This is a genomic window from Mucilaginibacter rigui (assembly GCF_014773275.1).
GTDB lineage: Bacteria > Bacteroidota > Bacteroidia > Sphingobacteriales > Sphingobacteriaceae > Mucilaginibacter > Mucilaginibacter rigui_A.
Genome location: NZ_JACWMW010000001.1, coordinates 189,983 through 207,679, shown reverse-complemented (window position 1 = coordinate 207,679; position 17,697 = coordinate 189,983). Strand labels below are relative to the sequence as shown.

Sequence of the window (17,697 nt, the reverse complement as noted above, 5' to 3'; positions counted from 1 at the left end):
TTGTGAATAACTTAGTTATAAAACGTCCAGGCTACTCCAAACTTTAGCGTTTTATCCATTTGCGGGTAGCGGTTAACAGTGTAAAAGCCATTGCTAAAAAGGCCCTGGTTCACGTAATCATATTGAATAAACAGGTTAGTGCGCTGTAGTGTGGCTTTAAAAAACAGTGTGGCAATAGGGTACGATGTAAATGTAATATCGGGCCCGTTATAAAACTGCCCCAAGCCAACTGCATATGATGGCGCAGTATATGCGGTATTGTATCGCACGCTTACCCCAAATTGCGAGTTAAGCACATTAAATAGGTTTGCACCGTAATACAGGCTGCTAAAAGTATAAACCTCGGGCGTGCGTAACAAATCGGCTTTGTCTGTTTTTTGGTAAACTACATAATTATCAAAATGGAGTTTGCGCCATTGCAGGTTTTTGCCCAGGCTTACCTTTAGTAAATTAACAGACGAGCCGTATTGCCTTGGTGTGGCATCAATACCACCCGGTTGCGCGGCAAAATACAGGTAATCTGTTATCAGGAAATACTCGGCTTTCAGATCAACCTGCAGGGCATCATTAATGTAATTGAATGATGCGTTTGTAGTTTTCTGGTTATTAAAATTATTGTTAAAAATATAATGGTTCGAGATCCAGTTGGTGTAAACCAACCCCGGCGAACTACTTTGCAGGTATGCACCCAACACAATACGGCCGGCTTTTTTGTTACCTGCCAGGGTAAGTTTGGCATCATATAATAAGTCGCCAAAGTTGCGGCCCTGTACTATCTGGCGTATATCGGCATCCAGGTTTATCCTGTCGCTAAAGCGATAGCCAAGGCGCGCCTTTAAAGTAATATTCTGAAATGTTTCGTTCTGCACCCTTGAAGGTTTCAATTGCTTTTGCCCAAACTCATTTATAAGCGTATCAGATACAAACTGGCTCATGTTATAAAAATCATGTATCAGACCAACGTCAAGCTTAAGCTCGTTCCTGATCAGCTTTGCCGATTTTGGCCTCAGGTAAAAGCTGTACGAAAATTCATTCTGCAGGTGCAAAACGTTCAACGAATCGCGCGAGCGGCCTGCGCTGAAATAATAATCGGGGAACGCTCCGTATGTATCTAAGCCATTTTGCAGGTAATTGTATTTACGCTGGTTAAAATAAAACGTATGGGCTACACGCTGCGTGGGCAGCACATTTTTATTGCCCGCCTTACCATTATTAAGGCTATCTATATGGCCTATATAATAAAACTGTTTAACATAAATCCCGGTGCTTTTCCAATTGGTAAAACTACTAGGCAGCCGTACAGGCTCACCGGTTTTGTTAAAGGATGATCCTGAACTGTTAAATATCGTATCCTTTAAGATAGATCCTGTTTCGGGGGCCTTAAGGTTATTAAACAACACATTGGCCAACAGGTTATACCGTTTATTAACGCTATGGTACCAGGTAAACAATCCAAAATTAAAACCGCTTACGTTTTGCCCCAATATACCGTTGGTACTGTAATATCCCCGCGATCCGTTGAAGTTCATCATAAGGCCCACATTCCAGTTGGGCTTAACGTTTTGGGTATGCACCACCTTAAACAATTGCTCAACAGACCCGCCGAGCGAACTGAACAGTGACAGTAATGTATACGGCGCCCGGGCATTAAAATAATTAATATCCTGCGGGTTTAGCATATAAGCATCAAGTGCATGCAGCCCCTCATCAAAACCAATGGTTTTTCGCGGGTTAAATAGCAGGTCGCGTTGAGACACGCCTGTATAGCCAAGGCTTATCTTAGGGTTACGGGGCTGGTTAAGCGGACTATAATTTTCAAAGTTTACCAAACCGGTATCTAACGGGAACAGCTGGATGCTATCCATCAGCAGGCGCTCACTGGTAACCTTTATAAATTTAGAGGTAAAAACGATCGAGTCTTTTCTCCCCTCCTCGCGTTTCCGTATCGAATCGATATTCTGTGAATCACCATTTTTGGTTCTCCGGTACCTTGAAGTATCGCGTGAGTAAACCGGATCGTTAGGGGTTTGCCCCGGGAACCTTGGGTTGCCTACCACCTGCGCAAAGCCCGTCTCTGCAAACGCACAGATCAGCAGTATCAATAAATATTTAAGCTTATTCGCCATTAAAGCCCTGCTATTAATTCTTTGAGTATTACAGTCAATTTTGGTTCGGCTTCTCTTGCCACAGCCAGTATCTCTTCAAGCGATACCGGTTTTAACACCTCGGTAAAGCCCTCATCTGTAATTACCGATATGGCAAATACAGGCAGGCCCATATGGTTTGCCACTATCACTTCGGGCACCGTGCTCATGCCTACAATATCTCCGCCAATTATACGCAGGTATTTATATTCGGCGCGTGTTTCCAGGTTTGGGCCGGTAACTGCAACATAAACTCCTTTATGGCAGGTAATATTATTTGCTTTAGCAATTGCAAGTCCTTTTTCTATCAGGCCATGCCTGTAAGGTTCGCTCATGTCAGGGAAACGCGGGCCGAGTTCAACATCATTACGGCCAATAAGCGGGTTCATGGGCTGCAGGTTTATATGATCTTCAATGATCGTCAGATCGCCCTTTTTTATAGCCGGGTTTAGCGAGCCACTCGCGTTTGATACAAAAAGTGTTTTAATACCCAGCATTTTCATCACCCTAACCGGGAAGGTGATCTGCTGCATGGTATAGCCCTCGTAATAATGTAAACGGCCTTGCATTGCAACCACTCTTTTACCGCCCAGCATACCAAATATCAATTTTCCCGAATGAAACTCAAGTGTAGACATCGGAAAATCGGGAATATTGGAGTACATCAGTTGTTTTTCAACTTCTATCTCGTTAACCAAAGCGCCAAGGCCCGTACCTAAAATAATCCCGGCTTCGGGTTCAAAGTCGCCAATACGTTTTTTTATATAATCAGTAGTGTTCTGTATGCTCTCTAACATAGTTTATTATTGTTTTATCAAATTCCTGCTGCCCGTTATTTAAAAACTTTATGCCTATTGGCAGCACCCAAACGGGCAATTGCGCAACGGCCGGTAGCAGTTCATGTACCCCTAAACGCTGCGCATCCTTTTCTGTTGTGATAATAACTTTTTTTTGTGATTTACAGGCAGAAAATTCACCCGCAAGTTTAACCATATTTTTCAAGCTAAAGGGGTGATGGTCGGGATAATTATGGTGAATAATGTTTACAGTAAACTGGTTAATGTGCTGTACCAAAGGTTTAGGGTTAGCAATACCCGTTAGTAAAAAAACAGTGGTATTTGCGTCCATCGTAAAATCCACAAGCTGGCCCTCCATGTCTTGCAACGGCTGGTAGCTTATGGCGCTAAAAAACAATGGCTGCCAGTTTAGCGGAGCAATTTTTTCATAGCTATTAGTCATTTGCCGCTCCGTTAAATCATCCGGGCATTTGGTTACAACCATAACATCTGCCCGCCAACGGCCACTAAAAGGCTCGCGCAGGTTACCGGCAGGCAGCACAAATTTTGGTTGTTGCAAATGGGTGTAATCAAACAATAAAACACTTAAGCCCGGTTTTACCGCGCGGTGCTGAAAGGCGTCATCCAGTAAAATAAGATCGTGGTTGGTTTTCAGCTGATCGATGCCGGCTACCCTATCCTCGCACACAGCTACCGAAACGTTAGGGAATTTATGCTTAAACTGCGATGGCTCATCGCCTATTTGAGCAGATGTGCTTGCCATATCTGCCAGAATAAAACCTTTGGTATGGCGGCCGTACCCCCGGCTAAGTGTGGCTAATTGATAGTCGTTTTTTAATAGCCGTATAAGGTATTCCGTCATGGGGCTTTTTCCCGCGCCTCCAACTTCCAGGTTGCCTACGCATATTACAGGCAAATCGAACTGTTTGCTTTTAAACAGGCCTGCATCATAAAACCAGTTACGGATGATAACCACCAAACCATACAGTAACGAAAATGGTAATAAAAGCCAGCGCAGGTATTGCATAGATGATGTAAAGATAGGAAAAGAGGATGTTTAATTTTAATAAAGCATTATTGTGGAACATAGTGACGTGGCAATCTTCGATATACTTGTAGTCAACTTTTCTATCGAAGATTGCCACGCTTCGCTCGCAATGACGCTTGGTTAATGAAAAGTTCATACCTTTAATTTATCAATGCACCTATATGAAACACCTTCTATCCACACTCCTGCTTTTCACCACCCTCACCACCTTTGCCCAAACCGATCAAAAGCTTACCGCGCAATTAAAAGCAGCCACTAAAAATTTCAATGGCGATGTTGGCATCTACGTGCATAATTTAAAAACAGGAAAAACAGCCGAGATAAACGCCGATACCCTGTTCCCTACTGCCAGCATGATAAAGGTGAGTATTTTAAGCGGGCTAATGGATAAGATAGAAAAAGGCGAAATGCAGTATAACCAAAAACTTGTTTACCGCGATTCGCTTTTATACCCTGGTGTAGACATACTGGGCTCGTTTAAAGATAAAGACACCATACAGGTAAGTAAAGTTGCCCTGCTGATGATAACTATGAGCGATAATACCGCAAGCACCTGGCTGCAAAAGCTTGTAGGAGGCGACTACATCAACAACTGGCTTGATCAAAACGGATTTAAAGTGATGCGGGTAAACTCGCGCATACCGGCACGCCAGGCAATATGGCAGGTTTACGGCTGGGGTGTTACCACTCCGCGCGAGATGTGCCGATTGTTTACCATGATACATGATGGTAAGGCGATAAGCCCCGCCGCAAGCGAACGCATGAGCCGTATGCTGAACCGGATTTTTTGGGATGACGGTGCGCTATCGCAAATTCCGCCGTATGTACAAACCTTATCTAAACAGGGCGCGGTTGATGCTTCAAAATCTGAAACGGTTTTAGTGAACGCCCCGCATGGCAATTATGTGTTCTCCATCATCACCAAAAACAATAAAGACCAGCGCTGGGTGCCCGACAATGAGGCAGATCTACTCATCAAAAAAGTATCGGCCTTGTTATGGCATTATTTTGAACCCGGCAACAAGTGGCATCCCGCCGCCGGAATAGAGAAGTATATGCTGAATGAATAGCTTATTTTAACAAGGCCAGCAAACCCGGGATATCCAGTTGGCGCGTGTACATGGTAAGGTTACCGGCATCGTCAGTAGGCCATTTATCTTTCGGCCTGTCCCAATACAATTCAACCCCGTTACCGTCCGGGTCGTCCAGATACAAAGCTTCGGATACGCCATGATCAGATGCGCCGGTAAGTGGGTATCCATTATCAATTAACCTTTGTAAAATAGCGGCAAGATCTTTCCTTTCGGGATATAAAATAGCTGTATGAAACAAACCCGGGGCATATTGTGGCGCTGGCGGCGCACCTTTACTTTGCCAGGTATTTAACCCGATATGGTGATGATAGCCACCCGCCGAAATAAACGCGGCCTGGTCGCCGTACATGGTTATCAATTCAAAGCCCAGTAAGTCGCAGTAAAAAGCCATCGATTTTTGCAGGTCGCTTACTTTTAGGTGCACATGGCCTATTCGGGTTTGGGCGGGTATTTTATAATCGTTCATAAAATTACATGTTTAAACATACAAATGTAACTTAATTATAGTCAACAGGTGTTATTCAAATGTAATGTTTGCATTACAAATAGTTAATAAATGTTAACAGATTGGGCTGATTAAAAACATTTTGTACACTTTTAAACAAACTTACCGACGCTTATCATCTGCATGTATAAATATCTACTGTTACCCGTTTTATTATTCGCCGCTGTAAACCTGCGCGCCCAAAATAAAGCTATTATTAAGGGCAAGGTAACCGACTCATTAACCAATACCCCGGTAGAGTTTGCAACTGTAGCCGTATTAAATAACCGCGACACCCTATCTACACTGATATCATATACCATAAGCGATAAAAACGGTGTATTTAACCTGCATAACATCCCCAAAGGCATCCCTATTAAAGTATTTATATCATTTGCGGGGTATCAGCCTTATCGAAAATTAATTACGCTTGATGCCAAAACAACAACCCTTGACCTGGGCGCCGTTCACCTTAACCCCAAACAGTTGCAGGAAGTAACCATAACGGGCGAACGCATCCCCATTGTGATCCGTAAGGATACCATAGAATTTAACGCCGAGGCTTTTAAAGTGCGGCCCAACGCCGTGGTACAGGACCTGCTGAAAAAACTACCCGGCGTAGAAGTAGCAAATGATGGCAGTATCACCGTAATGGGCAAAGATGTGACCAAGATACTGGTTGATGGTAAAGAGTTTTTCTCCTCTGATCTGCGCATCGCGTCCCGCAACCTGGATGCAGATATGATAGCTAAGGTGCAGGTTTATGACGACCGTGAGAACGATCCCGACCACCTTATACCCGAATCAAAACTTAACAAGATCATCAACCTGAAATTTAAAAAAGCGCTAAAGAAAAGCGTTTTCGGCAAAGTGTACGGCGGCCTGGGCACAAACGGGCACTACCAAACCGGTGGATTGCTCAACATGTTTAGGGATACCCTGCAAATAAGCGTGCTGGCCGCATCAAACGATTTAAACAGCACAGGATTTGATTTTAACGACCTGTACTCCTCAGGAGGGTTAAACCGCGGCGGCGAGGCCATATCGCGCAGCGGCATTGCGTTTGGCGGCGGCGCGGGCAACGGTAAACAAACCGCCACAAACGCTGGTGTAAATATCAATACAGATTATGGCAAAAAGCTAAAGGTAAATTTAGCCTATCTATATAAAAACACGCTATCAGAAAACAGCACGCTCACCAACCGGCAGCAGTTTTTAAACGATACCACCGCGGTAACAGCTTCATCAAATAACCGCCATGGCAGCACTTATTCGCACAGTTTAAGCAGTACCGTAACCTGGAAACCGGACGATAAGACACAACTTAGGTACCTGCCATTATTAACCTTTAATACCAATAGCGGCAACAGTGAAAACGGCAGCAACAGTTACAGCAACTTTATAAACCCTATCAGTAACTCGGTTAGTAACAGCAATTCCTCGGGTAATTCGTTCCGGTTCGAGCAATCTTTAAATTACAACCATCAGCTAAAAAAGAAAGGCTCGTCAATCAACATCGACCATAGCTTATACGTTAGCCCGGGCAGGGGGCATAATTTTGACAATACTGATTACACCTCTTACGTGGCGAGTTTCCCCTCATACGCGTTCAGGCAAAGGGCCGATAATGATAACCGGAGCACCTCCGTAAACCTCTCGGCAAGTTACCGTTACCCGGTAAGTAAAAAGTTAACCACAGAAATTGCCGCCTCTACATCGTTTAATGATGACCTTAACAAAACGTCTACTTACGATTATAACCCCATAACCGGCGAGTACGACAGCTTTTTACTGGTTAAAAGCAACGACCTTACCCGCGACACGTGGTCGCAAACCGTAACACCCGGCATCACATTTAATTTGCCAAAGAACATAAATATTGTAGCGCGCCTGGGCAACCAGTTTCAACAAGTAAATAATATTTTTAAACGGGATGTGGCCGATATTAACCAGCATTATTTTTTCCTGCTTCCCAGTTTAAACATCAATATTAAAGGCTTTTCTGCAGGGTACAACCGCGGCGTTAACCTGCCCAACATTGGCGACCTTATACCGTACACGGTGGTGTTCAGCCCTTCGTATTCGGTTACGGGTAACCCAAACTTAAAACCTACAACACGTAATAACTTCGATGTTAATTACTCTGTTTACAACTATCAGCATGGCATAAGTTATAACTTAAGGGGTAGCGCGTCTTTTGAACAAAACGCCATTTTCAGGCAGCGCACAGTTGATGAGCAGTTATCAGAAACAAGTACACCTATTAACCGAAACGGCCGTTACAATTTAAATTTAGGGGGGTATGTTAGTAAGCAGTTTAAAAAACAAACCGACTTTCAGTTAAGCGCCTCAACCAACTTTAATCTATCTAAAAGCCATGGCTTTTTTGTACTGAACCGGATGAATGGGTTCCAGGATTCTTATCGCGCCAGCATATCTGAACGCCTCTCGTTTAGTTACAAGGAAATCGTCCAGATTGATCCTCAATATACAATAACAAATGTTTATACCAGCTATAGCGGGGTTAATTATGCCAACCAAAAATACCTTACCCATAATGCCGATGCTCACTTCAATATATTTTTACCGGTTAAATTTAATGTAGAGGGCAACTATACTTACAGGTATAACCCGCTGGTTGCCCCCGGCTTTCAAAAAAGCAGTAATTTGCTTAACCTGAGCCTTGCCCACCAGTTTTTAAAGAAAGACCGCGGCGAGATAAAACTATCCTGTTATGACATTCTTAACCAAAACATCAGCTCGTACCGCTTTATTAATGAAAATTCGATAACGGATATGCAATCGCAAATTATTAAACGGTACTTTATGCTTACCCTGCAGTTTAAGTTTAATAAATCAACAGTAAAAGAGGATGACAAAAAAACGAACGCCAAACCTATGATAACCTACCCAACCGGCCGTAATTAGGCTTTTAGTTGGTTAAGCCGCAAAACACTACCTTTGCAGCATGATCATAAAATCTGCCGACTTTATTTGCAGCAACACCCAGATATCAAAGTTGCCGCCACCTACCAGGCCCGAGTATGCTTTCATCGGCCGTAGTAATGTGGGTAAATCGTCGCTTATAAATATGCTGGTGCAAAAAAAGGGGCTTGCCAAAACATCGCAAACACCGGGCAAAACCCAGCTTATCAATCATTTTTATGTGAACGAAACCTGGTACATTGTGGATTTGCCGGGTTACGGTTACGCACGTGCATCCAAATCAAAAAAAGCCGACTGGAACAAATTTATCCAAACCTACCTTGATAAGCGCGAAAGCCTGCAATGTGTAATGGTTTTGATTGACAGCCGCCTGGAGCCTCAAAAAATAGACCTTGAATTTTGCAGTTGGCTGGGCGAAAAAGGCCTGCCCTTTGTATTGGTATTTACCAAGGCCGATAAACAATCAGCAGTGAAAACAGATCAGAACATAGCCAAATTCCGCAAAGCCATGCTGGCCTTTTTTGAAGAAGCGCCGCAGCACTTTATTACCTCGTCCGAGCTGCACACCGGCCGGGACGAGATCCTGGGATTTATAAGCAACATTAACCAAAGCTTTGAAGCACCCGATTACGACGAAGAATATTATAGTAAATAAATAAATTTGCTCCCCACTCAAGAGGGGAACCCAAAACAATGAAAAAGTATTTATCATTAGTAACTTTTACGCACACCATATTTGCCATGCCGTTTGCCTTTATAGGCTTCTTTTTGGCAGTTACCACTACCAACCACAAATTTGAGTGGCAAAAGCTGGTGATGATGCTGCTTTGTATGGTATTTGCCCGCAACTCGGCCATGGCCTTTAACCGGTATCTGGACAGGAACATCGACGCCAAAAACCCGCGTACCAAACAGCGGGATATCCCCGCAGGGAGAATTTCTCCGGCGGCGGCTTTGACATTTACTTTAACCAATTGCGCCTTATTTATATTAACCACCTGGTTTATTAACCCGCTTTGCTTTTACCTTTCGCCGGTTGCTTTGCTGGTGGTTTTGGGTTATAGCGCCACCAAACTCTTTACAGCACTTTGCCACATGGTATTAGGTTTAGGCCTATCGCTCGCCCCTATCGGTGCTTATTTGGTAGTTACCGGGGCATTTGCCTTAACGCCTATATTTTTCTCGCTTTCAGTTTTATGCTGGGTGAGCGGGTTCGATATTATCTACGCCCTGCAGGACGAAGATTTTGACCGGAACGAAAAGCTGCACTCTATCCCCGCATGGCTGGGTAAGGTTAACGCCTTAAGGTTATCTACCGTGTTGCATGTATTTTCGGCTATATTTATTTTTATGCCGGTGCTTTATACCAATGTGGGTGTACTTTATTACATCGGTATCGCGTTCTTTTGCGCCATGCTTATCTATCAGCACCTGCTGGTAAAACCAAACGACCTGAGCCGCGTAAACATCGCCTTTATGACTACCAACGGCATTGCCAGTGTGGTGTTTGCGGCGTTTTTTTTAATGGATAGGGTATGGATGCGCTAACATCGGCACAGCTTAACGTTTTCAGGGAAAGCCTTGAAAAATACGTAAGCTTTAACGAAGCCGAATGGATAGTATTTACCCAGCACCTTAGCCTGGCCACCTACAAAAAGAAACAGCACTTTGCCGAAGCGGGCACCATTTGCAGGCATTTTGGCTTTGTACTCACCGGTTCGGTAAGGTACTATCACATTATTGAGGGTAACGATGTTACGGGTTACTTTAGCTTTGAGCGGGAGTTTGTAAGCTCGTACAAAAGTTTTTTAACCGGCGAACCGAGCGGCAATTATATCCAGGCGCTTGAACCTACGCAGATCATCCTCATCAGCAAACCCAATTTGGATAAAATGTTGGCCAACCCTATGTTGGCCTATAAAATGGAGCGTTTTGGCAGGCTCATAGCCGAACATTACCTCATCTGCTATGAAGACCGCGTAACCTCCCTCATCACCCAAACACCCGAAGAGCGTTACCTAAAACTTTTAGAAACCGGCCGCGATGTGCTGCAACGCATGCCGCAGCATTATATAGCCAATTTTTTGGGTATAACACCGGTATCCTTATCAAGAATCAGGAAGCGGATATTGATTTAATTTATTTGTCATGCTGAGCGATAGCGCAGTGTATCTATCGGCTATATGCAAGTCGGTGGGTTTTACAATTATTTTTTTGAATTATAACTTTGGCGCTGCTTGCGGCCCGGGCTTTATGCTCATACTGCACAGGCCTTAGCCACAGGCCGGTATCCTCGCCAATCCCTAACGCGGTCGACTCACCCCGACTGCGCTACGCTGGCCGACCCTCTCTGCTGCGCAAAGAGGGTGAAGATAAAAAGTGGCTTCACCCTCTTTCCGCGCAGCGAAGAGAGGGTGGTCAAGCGAAGCAACGACCGGGTGAGTAGACTAACGCCATGCAAACCATTCACCATTCTCCACTCACTAAGCGCCAAATTCTTATCTTATGTTAACGTTTTGGTTTTCAATGCGGCCGTACATTTGTATCATACAATTAAAACGAAAACATTATGCACACTATATTAGGGGCCGGCGGGCCGGTAGCAAACGCCTTAACAACCGAATTAGTAAAAAATAACATACCGGTAAGGTTGGTTAGCCGCCGCCAGGTAGATATTGAAGGTAACAACATTACCTGGCGCAAAGCCGATTTATTGAATTACAACGAAGTACAGGAAGCCGTTAAAGGCGCAACCGTAATATACCTTTGCGCAGGCTTGGTTTATGATGTAAAGATCTGGCAGGAACAATGGCCAATAATCATCAGTAATGTTATTAAGGTAACCAAGGAAAATAACGCCAGGCTCATCTTCTTCGATAACGTTTACATGTACGGCCTTATATACGGCCCGATGAAAGAGGATACCCCTTACCACCCAGCGAGCGAAAAAGGGAAAGTGCGCGCGGCAATAGCCAACACCATTATGGGCGAGGTGAACGCAGGCACCCTGAACGCCACCATAGCCCGTGCCCCCGATTTTTATGGCACTACAAGCACCAATGCGTTTTTAGATATGATGGTATTAGCCAAGTATGCCCAAAAACAAACCGCGCAATGGATGGGCGACCCAAACAAGCTGCACAATTTTATCTATATCCCCGATTGCGGCCGCGCCATGTACCTGCTGGGGCAACACCCCGAAAGTGCCAACCAGATCTGGCACCTGCCTACCGCTCCGGCAATGACAGGTCACCAGTTTTTAGAGCTTGCCGCACGCATTTATGGCGTTAAGCCAAAATTTATGCGCGTACGTAAATTTATGCTTTGGATACTGGGCTTATTTAACAAGCTGATTGCCGGCACGGTAGAAATGTATTACCAAACCGATCATGATTATATATTCAACTCCGATAAATTTGAGAAAGCTTTCAAGTTTAAACCAACAAGCTATGAAGATGGGATAAAAGAAGTAGCAAAGACGATATATAAGCCGGTGTAAGTCGTTAGTCTGAAGTCGAAAGTCCGAAGTATGTAAATTTAACTTTCTACTATCGACTTTGGGCTTTAGACTTTAGACTCTAATCTGCATATTTGTATATCTACATTTTTATAAACCCATGATCCATAAAAAAACAAGAACATATATCCCGGCCGACCTTGAAATTAAATGGGAAACGCTGGAACCTATTTACAAAGAATTATTAGCCCGCCCCATAAATTCAGTTGAAGAACTGGAACAATGGTTAAAGGATGGCAGCGAACTGCAAGCCGCCCTTGAAGAAGATTTTGCGTGGCGCTACATCCGCATGACCTGCGATACCACCAGCGAGGAACTGCTTGAAAAATTCCAATACTTCGCTACCGAGATAGAGCCAAAAACAGCTCCCTATAATAACGACCTGAACAAGAAGCTTGTCGAAAGCGAATATGTTGACCAACTGAACGAAGAGAAATTTTACATTATGCTTCGCGCGGTTAAAAAATCGCTTGAGCTTTTCCGTGAGGAGAATATCCCGCTGCAAACGGAGATCCAGGTAGAGCAGCAAAAATACCAGTCGATTACCGGCGCCATGAGCGTACATATCGGCGAGAAGGAATACACCTTAGAGCAAGCCTCAGTTTTCCTGAAAGATACTGACCGCAGCAAGCGCCAGGAAGTTTGGGAAAAGATAACCGCACGCCGTCTGCAGGAAAAAACGGTATTGGATACCCTGTTCGATCATCTGCGTGCCCTGCGCCATAAAGTAGCGTTGAATGCAGGTTTTGAGAACTTCCGCGATTACATGTTCCAGGCGCTTGGCCGTTTTGATTACACTCCGCAGGATTGCTACGCTTTCCACGCGGCTATCGAAACCGAGATCGTCCCTATCCTGCGCGAGCAGGCCGAAAAACGTAAGGAAGCTTTAGGTGTTGATGCCCTTAAACCATGGGATATGGATGTTGATATTTCCGGCAAGCCGGCCCTTAAGCCATTTAACAGCGGTGCCGAACTGGTTGAAAAATCTATCCAGTGTTTCAGCAATATCAACCGTTACCTGGGCGAGCGTTTAGAGATCATGAAAGATAACAACCTGTTTGATGTAGAGAGCCGCAAAGGCAAGGCACCGGGCGGTTACAATTACCCGCTGTCTGAAACGGGCGCACCGTTCATCTTCATGAATTCGGCCAATACCTTCCGTGACCTGACCACTATGGTACATGAAGGCGGCCACGCGGTACATACTTTTTTAACTGCCGACCTTGAACTGAACGATTTTAAACATTGCCCAAGCGAGGTTGCCGAACTGGCTTCCATGTCGATGGAGTTGATATCGATGGATAACTGGGATGTGTATTTTGATAACGAAGAGGATTTGAAACGCGCAAAACGCGACCAGTTGTTCGATGTACTGAAAACCCTGCCATGGGTAGCCGTTGTAGACCAGTTTCAACACTGGATCTATACTAACCCCGACCATACCGATGCCGAGCGTACCGAGGCGTGGTTAAAGATTTACGAGCCATTTGGAGCCGGTTTTGCCGATTGGAGCGAACATCCCGAAGCCGAACAAAACCTGTGGCAAAAACAGCTGCATATTTTTGAAGTGCCATTTTACTATATTGAATATGGCATGGCCCAGCTTGGCGCTATAGCCGTTTGGAAAAACTATAAAGAAAATCCCGAAAAAGGCCTGCAGCAATACCTGGATGCATTAAAGCTGGGTTACACCAAAACCATTACAGAAATTTACGAAACCGCGGGCATCAAGTTTGATTTTAGCGCCGGCTACGTAAAAGAACTGGCCGAATTTGTAAAGGCCGAAATGGATAAGATATAAAGCAAGGGCCTCCTGTAACAAGGAGGCTCTTTTTGTATATTACGTCATGAACCAGGCAATCAACTTCTTTTGGACCATCCTCTGCTTTATCCCGGTTATAGGGTTTTGGATGGCCGCCAATTCCACGCAATTGCTTTATGTACTTATCCTACTTAGTTTTTTAAGTCTGCTTATCCCTGCTAAAGTTTTGCAATTAAGCCATAGCCCAAAGTTTTATGAGGCGCTGGGTGTAAAGTTTATCCGTAAGCTGGTGCAAAATGGTGAGTATGCCACCAGGTTTATCCGCAAAAATAATCCGCAGTATAAATTAATAAAAGATAAGGCCAATGCCGCGGCCTATATGCGTACCATTGTAATGTACGAGCGTTACCACTTGCTGTGTTTTACTTTCTTCCTGCTCAGCGCCATTTATGCTATTATTACCATGCATTACGCATTTTTCGTCATTATCATGCTTGCCAATATCATCTACAATATAAGCCCGATACTACTGCAACAGTACAACCGGGCACGGGTACTAAAGCTCAATAAATAAGCACGTTACCTTATTACCCAAACCACTATTTCTATACATATTAAAACTTATATGTGTTTTATAGGTTTAATTATCTATGAAAAAGATACTTGTAATGTTTAGCCTGGTGCTGTTAGCAACGGCAGGCTTTGCACAAACCCCATTAAAACCGGTTAAGATAGATAGTCTGGTTACCGTTTCCTTACCTGAAAAATTCACTAAGAAAGATACGCTCGGCCAATCCATATATTCTGGCAACGCCCAGTATGGCTACATGGTTGTTATACGTGCACCCAATGCCAAAAATAACGAGCCGCTTAAAAAAGAACGCGACCTGAACAAGGTATTGCAGGATTATATTAAAGGCATTAAAGGCCAGGCCGATGGCCACACCTTAAATGTGCGCGATACTACTATTAGCCATCTAAAGGCAAAAACATTTGAGTTGCAAACCGACCAGGGTGCAGGCCTTCAGATCCGTAACTTTATTATCATATACACACAGGATGTAACCTACACCTTTGAGTATTATTATGCGGCTTTGCACAAGGATGTAATGAAAGATGAGTATAAGGCTTACTCCAGCTCTATCAGGGTTTCGCCGGAATTAAAGCGTACAGATCAATACCTTTCAAACGCAAAAGGATTATCGCCAGCAGCTAAAATTGGCATTTATGGCGGTGGTGCTCTTCTTATTATTTTAATAATTGTACTGGTTGCCCGCAAGAAAAAGAGACAACAGTTAGAACAGGTATAACCTTATTTTTTCAGCAGTCCCCGGTTCCACCGGGGGCTGTTTATAAACTGTTTTCTATCGATATAACTTAACCACAAAAAAGTTACCAATACCCCTACAACCGAGCCCACGGTAACATCCTCAAAAAAATGCTGGCTTAGGTACATGCGCGAGTAAGCAACCATTAGCGCCACAAATAACAATAACACTCCCCAGGCTTTATTCCTGGCCAGGTAAGTTATCACCACTCCTGCCGAAAACGCTGTAACCGTATGCCCCGAGGGGAAACTATGCACTGATAATATATAAAGCCCCTTTACAAAATGGATCTTGTCCAGTTCGTTAGCGAAATAAACCTTTGGCCGTGGCATATCAAAACTGTATTTCAGTATCTGCGCTGTAAGGGCGGTTAAAGCATAACTGGTAATGAGCAGGAATGATGCCCGGTAATTACACAGCGCCACTATGGCCGATATAATGATTATGGTAACACCATCGCCTATATAAGTGATGTAGGGTTCTACGCTGTCTAAAAAAACCGTATGGAAGCCGTTTATAGCGAAATAAATATCATGCCGTGTATACAGCAGTTTAATAATAAGGCAGGCGCACAGTATAAAAATATAGGGAATAAAAAGGTAGCGTATTTTGTGTAAAACATCTTTTGCGCCTGTATTCATCGGCACAAAGTAAGCATATACTTTTTCAATGCAAAAAAATGGTTATGTTTGAGTTTAAAAAGTTAACTGACCAAATTACATGTCGAGAAGTATATTTCGCAGAAAATCTGTTTCTAAAATACTGGCTGATGTTGCCAGCGGTTTTAGCGATAGTGAGCACCCGGGCACCGCTTCCCAACTTGAAAAAGCATTAAACGTAAAAGATCTTACCCTGATGGGTATAGCAGCCGTTGTTGGCGCAGGTATCTTCTCAACCATAGGCGAAGCCTCTTTCCAGGGTGGGCCGGGCGTAAGTATCTTATTTGTTATTACAGCCATTACCTGCGGGTTTTCGGCTTTGTGCTACGCAGAATTTGCCTCACGTATCCCGGTTGCGGGCAGCGCCTATACCTATGCCTATGCTTCTTTTGGTGAACTCATCGCCTGGATCATCGGCTGGGACTTGTTAATGGAATATGCCATCGGTAATATAGCCGTAGCCATATCATGGAGCGAGTATTTTGTGAACCTGTTGGAGGGTTTCAAGATCCATATGCCTACCTATCTTACTATGGATTACTTTTCGGCCTTTACCGCGCACGAGAAGATCCAGCAGCTTACCGCCGGCGGCCATGTGGCCGATATTACCGAGCGTATGCGCATTGCCGCCTCTGCATGGGCTACAGCGCCCGGCAGTGGTAATATTAAATTTATAGCCAATATACCCGCGCTGGCCATCGTATTTGTAATTACCTACTTGGTTTATATCGGCATCCGCGAAACCAAAAAGGCTACCAATGCCATGGTATATTTAAAAGTGGCCATTGTTATTGCGGTTATCGTTATCGGCTTTTTTTATGTTACACCAGCCAACTGGCACCCGTTTTTACCTAACGGCTTTAGCGGTGTAATGAAAGGCGTATCGGGTGTTTTCTTCGCCTACATTGGTTTTGATGCCATATCAACCACTGCCGAGGAATGTAATAACCCGCAGCGCGACTTGCCCCGTGGCATGATCTATTCGCTTATTATCTGTACCGTTCTATACATCCTGATAGCACTTGTTTTAACCGGCATGGTTAATTATAAAGACCTGCAGGTAGGCGACCCGTTGGCTTATGTATTTGCTAAAGTTGGCTTAAAAAACATCAGTTATGTAATATCTATAAGCGCGGTTATTGCTACCGCCAGTGTATTGCTGATATTTCAGTTGGGCCAGCCACGCATCTGGATGAGCATGAGCCGTGACGGTTTATTGCCGAAAGCGTTTTCACGCATCCACCCTAAATTCCACACGCCATCATTCGCTACCATTATTACCGGTTTTGTGGTGGCTATACCTGCATTATTTTTAAACCTTACCGAGGTTACCAACCTTACCAGCATAGGTACATTATTTGCTTTTGTACTTGTTTGCGGCGGCGTGCTTTTATTACCCCGCGAGGCTGCCGTAAAAGGCAAGTTTCACCTGCCGTATATTAACTCGCAGTGGATAGTGCCTACCCTGTTCATTATAGGGGCATACTTTTTCAGGCATAACATTGTAAACCTGTTTAGTGGCGATAACCTGCATCAAAAGTTTCCGTACTTTTTATTCATACTACTCTCGGCTACATTAACCGTACTGGCCTTTATTAAGAAGCTATCGCTTATACCCGTTTTAGGCCTTGTAAGCTGCTTTTACCTGATGGCCGAACTTGAATACGAAAGCTGGATCCGTTTCCTGGGGTGGCTTATTATAGGCCTGGTAATTTACTTTACCTATGGCTACAAACACAGTGTATTAGGCAAACCCGAAAACGCACATTTGAAGAGATAATAATGAATGTTGGTGTATTCGCCAATAATGCATATTCTAAATATACCAATTATTAATGCCGGTTCCTTACCGGCATTTTTTGTTTAGCCGTGGAACGGGTAATGGCAATAGCCCGCTCCCCGGGGAGAGGTTGGATTG

Annotated in this window: 15 protein-coding genes; 10 read left to right on the top strand and 5 right to left on the bottom strand. The window is 44.1% G+C overall.

The features are described from left to right. Nucleotides 1-11: 11 nt before the first annotated feature. The 3 genes from IDJ75_RS00900 to lpxK are packed head-to-tail and all read right to left on the bottom strand — an operon-like array spanning nucleotide 12 to nucleotide 3,968. Nucleotides 12-2,126 carry a putative porin gene (locus tag IDJ75_RS00900; protein ID WP_191173738.1) on the bottom strand — a complete coding sequence of 705 codons (2,115 nt, stop codon included), beginning with the start codon at nucleotides 2,124-2,126 and terminating at the stop codon, nucleotides 12-14. Continuing rightward, the gene (locus tag IDJ75_RS00895) at nucleotides 2,126-2,941 is read right to left on the bottom strand and encodes a purine-nucleoside phosphorylase (RefSeq protein WP_191173737.1); all 816 of its coding nucleotides are present in this window, start codon (nucleotides 2,939-2,941) and stop codon (nucleotides 2,126-2,128) included. The genes IDJ75_RS00900 and IDJ75_RS00895 overlap by 1 nt, the downstream gene beginning before the upstream one ends. Then, nucleotides 2,913-3,968 carry a tetraacyldisaccharide 4'-kinase gene (gene lpxK, locus IDJ75_RS00890; protein WP_191173736.1) on the bottom strand — a complete coding sequence of 352 codons (1,056 nt, stop codon included), beginning with the start codon at nucleotides 3,966-3,968 and terminating at the stop codon, nucleotides 2,913-2,915. Before lpxK ends, IDJ75_RS00895 begins: the two co-directional genes overlap by 29 nt. A gap of 182 nt (nucleotides 3,969-4,150) precedes the next feature. On the opposite strand from lpxK, the gene IDJ75_RS00885 reads away from it, so the two are divergent. Beyond that, a complete protein-coding gene (locus IDJ75_RS00885; protein ID WP_191173735.1) occupies nucleotides 4,151-5,059 on the top strand; it encodes a serine hydrolase in 909 nt (302 codons plus the stop codon). Nucleotide 5,060: 1 nt separating this feature from the next. On the opposite strand, the gene IDJ75_RS00880 is transcribed toward IDJ75_RS00885, so the two are convergent. Then, complete coding sequence (locus IDJ75_RS00880; RefSeq protein ID WP_191173734.1) at nucleotides 5,061-5,549, bottom strand: VOC family protein; 489 nt, start codon at nucleotides 5,547-5,549, stop codon at nucleotides 5,061-5,063. A gap of 162 nt (nucleotides 5,550-5,711) precedes the next feature. Here IDJ75_RS00880 and IDJ75_RS00875 point away from each other — a divergent pair, with 162 nt between their 5' ends. From IDJ75_RS00875 to IDJ75_RS00840, 8 genes are all read left to right on the top strand, one after another. Continuing rightward, nucleotides 5,712-8,495 (top strand): TonB-dependent receptor, encoded by a 2,784-nt coding sequence (locus tag IDJ75_RS00875; RefSeq protein WP_191173733.1) that lies wholly within the window; start codon nucleotides 5,712-5,714, stop codon nucleotides 8,493-8,495. A gap of 40 nt (nucleotides 8,496-8,535) precedes the next feature. Beyond that, nucleotides 8,536-9,168: a ribosome biogenesis GTP-binding protein YihA/YsxC gene (gene yihA / locus IDJ75_RS00870; protein WP_191173732.1), complete on the top strand. Its 633-nt coding sequence runs from the start codon at nucleotides 8,536-8,538 to the stop codon at nucleotides 9,166-9,168. 38 nt (nucleotides 9,169-9,206) lie between these two features. Continuing rightward, on the top strand, nucleotides 9,207-10,061 hold the full coding sequence (locus IDJ75_RS00865; RefSeq protein WP_191173731.1) for a UbiA-like polyprenyltransferase: 855 nt from the start codon (nucleotides 9,207-9,209) through the stop codon (nucleotides 10,059-10,061). Then, nucleotides 10,049-10,651, top strand: a complete 603-nt coding sequence (locus IDJ75_RS00860; protein ID WP_191173730.1) for a Crp/Fnr family transcriptional regulator — start codon at nucleotides 10,049-10,051, stop codon at nucleotides 10,649-10,651. Before IDJ75_RS00865 ends, IDJ75_RS00860 begins: the two co-directional genes overlap by 13 nt. Before the next feature lie 431 nt (nucleotides 10,652-11,082). Beyond that, nucleotides 11,083-12,012 (top strand): NAD-dependent epimerase/dehydratase family protein, encoded by a 930-nt coding sequence (locus tag IDJ75_RS00855; protein ID WP_191173729.1) that lies wholly within the window; start codon nucleotides 11,083-11,085, stop codon nucleotides 12,010-12,012. A 118-nt stretch (nucleotides 12,013-12,130) separates the two neighbouring features. Continuing rightward, a complete protein-coding gene (locus tag IDJ75_RS00850) occupies nucleotides 12,131-13,831 on the top strand; it encodes a M3 family oligoendopeptidase (protein WP_191173728.1) in 1,701 nt (566 codons plus the stop codon). Nucleotides 13,832-13,877: 46 nt separating this feature from the next. Next, nucleotides 13,878-14,366 carry a glycosyl-4,4'-diaponeurosporenoate acyltransferase CrtO family protein gene (locus IDJ75_RS00845; RefSeq protein WP_191173727.1) on the top strand — a complete coding sequence of 163 codons (489 nt, stop codon included), beginning with the start codon at nucleotides 13,878-13,880 and terminating at the stop codon, nucleotides 14,364-14,366. Between the two features lie 76 nt (nucleotides 14,367-14,442). Next, nucleotides 14,443-15,102 carry a hypothetical protein gene (locus IDJ75_RS00840; RefSeq protein WP_191173726.1) on the top strand — a complete coding sequence of 220 codons (660 nt, stop codon included), beginning with the start codon at nucleotides 14,443-14,445 and terminating at the stop codon, nucleotides 15,100-15,102. Nucleotides 15,103-15,104: 2 nt separating this feature from the next. On the opposite strand, the gene IDJ75_RS00835 is transcribed toward IDJ75_RS00840, so the two are convergent. Then, nucleotides 15,105-15,761, bottom strand: coding sequence for a phosphatase PAP2 family protein (locus IDJ75_RS00835; protein ID WP_191173725.1), 657 nt, complete (start codon nucleotides 15,759-15,761; stop codon nucleotides 15,105-15,107). A gap of 79 nt (nucleotides 15,762-15,840) precedes the next feature. On the opposite strand from IDJ75_RS00835, the gene IDJ75_RS00830 reads away from it, so the two are divergent. Beyond that, the gene (locus IDJ75_RS00830) at nucleotides 15,841-17,559 is read left to right on the top strand and encodes an amino acid permease (RefSeq protein ID WP_191173724.1); all 1,719 of its coding nucleotides are present in this window, start codon (nucleotides 15,841-15,843) and stop codon (nucleotides 17,557-17,559) included. Nucleotides 17,560-17,697 lie beyond the last annotated feature (138 nt).